The sequence below is a fragment of the Pseudomonas protegens genome (assembly GCF_003732485.1).
GTDB classification, from domain to species: domain Bacteria; phylum Pseudomonadota; class Gammaproteobacteria; order Pseudomonadales; family Pseudomonadaceae; genus Aquipseudomonas; species Aquipseudomonas protegens_B.
In genome coordinates, this window is sequence record NZ_MOAK01000086.1 from 385,708 (window position 1) to 390,092 (window position 4,385).

The 4,385-nt window shown below is 62.5% G+C and carries 3 protein-coding genes and 1 pseudogene; all 4 read left to right on the plus strand.

The genetic code is table 11. The annotated features are described in order from the left end of the window. Positions 1-113 (plus strand): annotated as a pseudogene (locus tag BLX41_RS36545) (PspA/IM30 family protein); the annotation flags it as partial. A gap of 64 nt (positions 114-177) precedes the next feature. Continuing rightward, positions 178-819 (plus strand): OB-fold-containig protein, encoded by a 642-nt coding sequence (locus BLX41_RS28740; protein ID WP_123727610.1) that lies wholly within the window; start codon positions 178-180, stop codon positions 817-819. A gap of 35 nt (positions 820-854) precedes the next feature. Then, positions 855-2,930, plus strand: coding sequence for a flotillin family protein (locus BLX41_RS28745; RefSeq protein ID WP_015634288.1), 2,076 nt, complete (start codon positions 855-857; stop codon positions 2,928-2,930). A 176-nt stretch (positions 2,931-3,106) separates the two neighbouring features. Then, positions 3,107-4,385, plus strand: a 1,279-nt coding sequence (locus BLX41_RS28750) for a DNA repair ATPase (RefSeq protein ID WP_185073835.1), incomplete at its 3' end; no start/stop codon positions are given.

A 4,385-nucleotide genomic window follows, 5' to 3' on the forward strand; every position in this document is an offset into this window, starting at 1 on the left:
CCAGCAACCCGGACGATGCCCTGGATGCCAAGTTGCGTGAAGCCGGGATCGTTGCCGGCAACACCAGTGCCGACAGTGTGCTGGCGCGCCTCAAGGACCGTAGCAAGTCCTGATTCACCGTTGTTGTAGGGGCGGGGCCGATTGGCCTTGCCCGGCTTTTTCAGGGATAGGAAAGCAATGGAAATCTTCCTGCAGACAGTGTTGTCGTTCCCCACAGTGCTGTTCAGCTTCATGCTCTGCCTGGCAGTGATCTACTGGGCCGTGGTGGCCATGGGCATGCTCGAGGTCGACCTGCTGGACTTCGAGGCCGACTCGCTGCTCGAAGGCGCTCACGCCACTGAAGGTCTGGCCGGGCTGCTGATCAAGTTCAAGCTCAACGGGGTGCCGGTCACCCTGGTGCTGACCCTGCTGATGTTCTTCAGCTGGTTCCTGACCTATTTCGCCGAACTCTATGTTCTCAGCCACCTGCCCCTGGGTTGGCTGCGTTATCCCCTGGGCCTGTTGCTGGCAGTGCTTGCACTGTTCCTGGCGGCGCCCATCAGCGCGGCCATCTGCAGCCCGCTGCGTCCGCTGTTTCACAAGATGGAAGCCACCAGCAGCCAGTCGGTGCTGGGGCAGACGGCTGTGGTGCGTAGCGGCAGAGTCACCCTGGAACACGGCGAAGCCGTGCTCGAGAACGGCGGCGCGGGCCTGATCCTGCGTGTGCGTGCCGATGAGGCGCGAGCTTTCAAACGCGGCGATCGCGTCGTGTTACTGGAGTATCTGGAGGCGCAACACGCCTATCGGGTCATTACCGAGGACGAGTTTCGCGGCCTCTGAGCCCGGACTTCCTCAGATCAAAGGAGATTGATTGCATGAATTTACCGTCGCTGCTGCCCATCCTGCTCGGGATCGGCCTCGTCGTTCTGGTGGTCTTCGGCCTGCTGGCCCTGTTCAAGGCCTTCTACATCAAGGTCCCCCAAGGCACGGCGCTGATCGTCAACGACATGTCCTCGACCCCCAAGGTGCACTTCACCGGCGCCCTGGTGTACCCGGTCATCCACCTCAAGGAGTTCATGCGGATCTCGCTGATCACCCTGGAAGTCGACCGTCGGGCCAAGGATGGTCTGATCTGCCGCGACAACATGCGCGCCGACATCACCGTGGCCTTCTACCTGCGGGTCAATGAAACCCAGGAAGACGTGCTCAAGGTGGCCAAGGCCATCGGTGTCGACCGTGCCTCCGACCGCGCGGCGGTCAACGAGCTGTTCAACGCCAAGTTCTCCGAAGCGCTGAAGACCGTGGGCAAGCAGTTCGACTTCGTGCAACTGTTCGAGAACCGCCAGGACTTCCGCGACCGCATCATCGAGATCATCGGCAACGACCTCAACGGCTATGTGCTGGAAGACGTGGCCATCGACTACCTGGAGCAGACCGCCAAGCACTCCCTGGACCCGAGCAACATCCTCGATGCCGAAGGTATCCGCAAGATCACCGAACTGACCGCGGCGCAGAACGTTATCACCAACGAACTGGAGCGCAACCAGGAACTGGCGATCCAGAAGAAGAACGTCGAGACCCGCGAAGCCTCGCTGTCCCTCGAACGCCAGCAGGCCGACGCCGAAGCCCGGCAGAAGCGCGAGATCGAAACCATCCGTGCCCGCGAGGAAGCCGAGACCGCCAAGGTCAAGGAAGAAGAGCGCCTGAAGGCCGAGCAAGCACGCATTCAGTCCCAGCAGGAAATCGACGTTCGCACCGAGAACCATCAGCGCGAAGTTGAAGTGGCCCAGCAGAACCGTCAGCGTGCGGTGGTCATCGAAGTTGAGAAAGTCACCCGCGCCAAGGACCTGGAAGTGGTGGCCCGCGAGCGTGAAGTGGAACTGCAACGCATCGAGAAAGAAAAGGCTCTGGAAGAGCAGCGCAAGAACATCGCCACAGTGATCCGTGAGCGGGTAGCGGTCGAGAAGACCGTGGCCCAGGAGGAAGAGCGGATCAAGGAAGTGCGCGAAGTCTCCGAAGCCGAGCGCGCCAAGCAAGTGGTGGTGATCCAGGCTCAGGCCGAAGCCGAGCAGGATCTGGTGCGCCAGGTCAAACAGGCTGAAGCCGACGAGACCCGCTCCAAGCACAAGGCCGTGGAAATCAACAACCTGGCCCAGGCCGAACTGGAAGCGGCGGCCAAACAGGCCGAAGCCAAGAAACGCCTGGCCGAAGGCCTGGAAGCCGAGCGCGCTGCGCCTGGCCTGGCCGATGCCCGGGTGCTGGAAATCACCGCAGCGGCCCAGGAAAAGGAAGGCCTGGCTCAAGCCCGCGTACGCACCGAGCAGTTGATTGCCGAAGCCCGCGGCGAGCAGGAAAAAGGCCTGGCCGACGCCCGCATCATGGAAGCCCAAGCGGCGGCCAAAGAGAAGGACGGCCTGGCGGAAGCCAAGGTCATGGAAGAGAAGCTCGGGGCTCAGGCCCGTGGCGAAGAGCAACTGGGCGCGGCCAAGGCCAAGGCCACCAAGGACCTGGGTTCGGCCGAAGCCGAAGTACTGCTGCAGCGCCTGAACGCCGAAGCCGAAGGCCTGGGCAAGAAGTTCGGTGCCCTGGACTCCCTCAGCGACAGCGCTCGTCAGCACGAAGAGTTCCGCATGCAACTGGAGAAGAACTTCGAGGAAGCGATGGCCGCCATCGCCGCCAACAAGGAAATCGCCAAGGACCAGGCCGAAGTGCTGTCCGCCGCCCTCAGCAAGGCCAAGATCGAGATCGTTGGCGGCGAAGGCGACTTCTTCAACTCCTTCGCCAAGTCGCTGTCGGTGGGCAAGGCCATCGAGGGCGTGGTGGGCAAGAGCCCGGTGGTCCAGGACGTCCTGGCACGCCTGCTCAATGGCAAGGGGGCTCCGGCTGTAGCCGCTGAGCTGGCCGCCGCTGCCGTTACGCGCAAGGCCGACGCTCCGTCTGCCGAAGCCTGAAATGCCTGACCACAGCTGATTCGCCAGCCCTCACCTGATCCTGTAGCCAGCGTTTTTATCGACGGCTGCAGGGCGGGTGTCAGGCTGCGGGTTTCAGCTGGCTGGTTTCAGGTGCTGGGTTCCAGGTTTGAGGAGCCCGCTTTTTTGCACACCGCCGTAGATCCAGGAAGGCCACGATGTCGGACGCTCAAGTCGCAACTCCCCCACAGGACGTATTGGACAAGGCAGTCGCCGAAGGCGGCGCCTATGAGGTGCTGCAAAAGCGCCTGCTGGACCAGGGCCAGCGCCTGCGGGCCACCACTGACGACCTCAACCAGAGGCGTCTCGACGAGTTCGGCAACAGCCGCATGGAAGTGGTCGGGCGGGTGCGTATCCGTACCGAGAACAACTGCATCGCCCGGGACATCGTCCAGGTTGGCGACTGCCTGTTGTTCGGCTACAACGTGTTTATCGGCCTGAAGAAGGAAACCAGCGTCGCCGACGTGTTTTCCCTCTACCGGCTGGTGGAAGAGGGCGAAGGCTACGAAGCCGAGCCCGTGCCCCTGGAAGGCAGCTTTTTGGCGGCCCAGGGCTTCCTCAACGATTTCAACGAGCTCTACACCTATTACAAGAACACCCGCCTGCTGCAGCTGGCGATCCGTGACGGCAAGCTGCTGGCGAGTTTCCAGATCGGCGAGCGGGTCACCGATGTGCGGGTGTTCCGCTGGTCGATCTCGGTGGACGGGCGTGATGTCCGTTACATCGACAACCGGGGCGAGCGGGATATCGCCCTGCCGGCGCCCTTCGATTTCGAATGGAAGAAGGCCACCCGCGAGATGGTGGTCGAAGGCCGCTTCCCGCACCTGAACATCCTCGACACGGTGTTCGTCGAAACCATCGGCGGCGACCTGACCATCAAGGTCGAGAACAACACCGAGTCGGGCCTGGGCATCTATCGTGAAGAGGTGCTGGACAAGACCCAGTCCCTGGACGACTCGCAGATCGAATTCGCCCGCCTGGGCAGCCTGATCCTGCTCAAGGTCCTGCCGTACCGCGAAGAGCAGTGGCGCTATCTGGTGTTCAACAGCCTGACTCGCCAGGTGGAGCGCATCGACGCCATCGGCCTGGCCTGTGTGCAGCTGCCGGAAGACCACGGGATCATCTTCCCCGGCGGCTATTACCTGCAGAGCGGCGAGTACAAGACCTTCGAACAGTCCATGGAAGGCATGCGCTTCAAGCGCTCGGTGCGCTCGCCCAACGGTGAGGATGTGCAGTACATCTTCTATCACCCGGAGCAGGGCCGCTCGGTGCTGCTGACCTACAACATGATCAACCGCCAGTTGCAGAACCCGCTGTTCGGCCACGGCTACGCGCGCCTGGAAGACGGGCGCATGGTGATCTTCGCCGCCGAAGGCGACGAGCCGACCCGGGTGCATCCGATGCAGGTCTGGCAGACGCCGTTCTTCACCGAGGAAT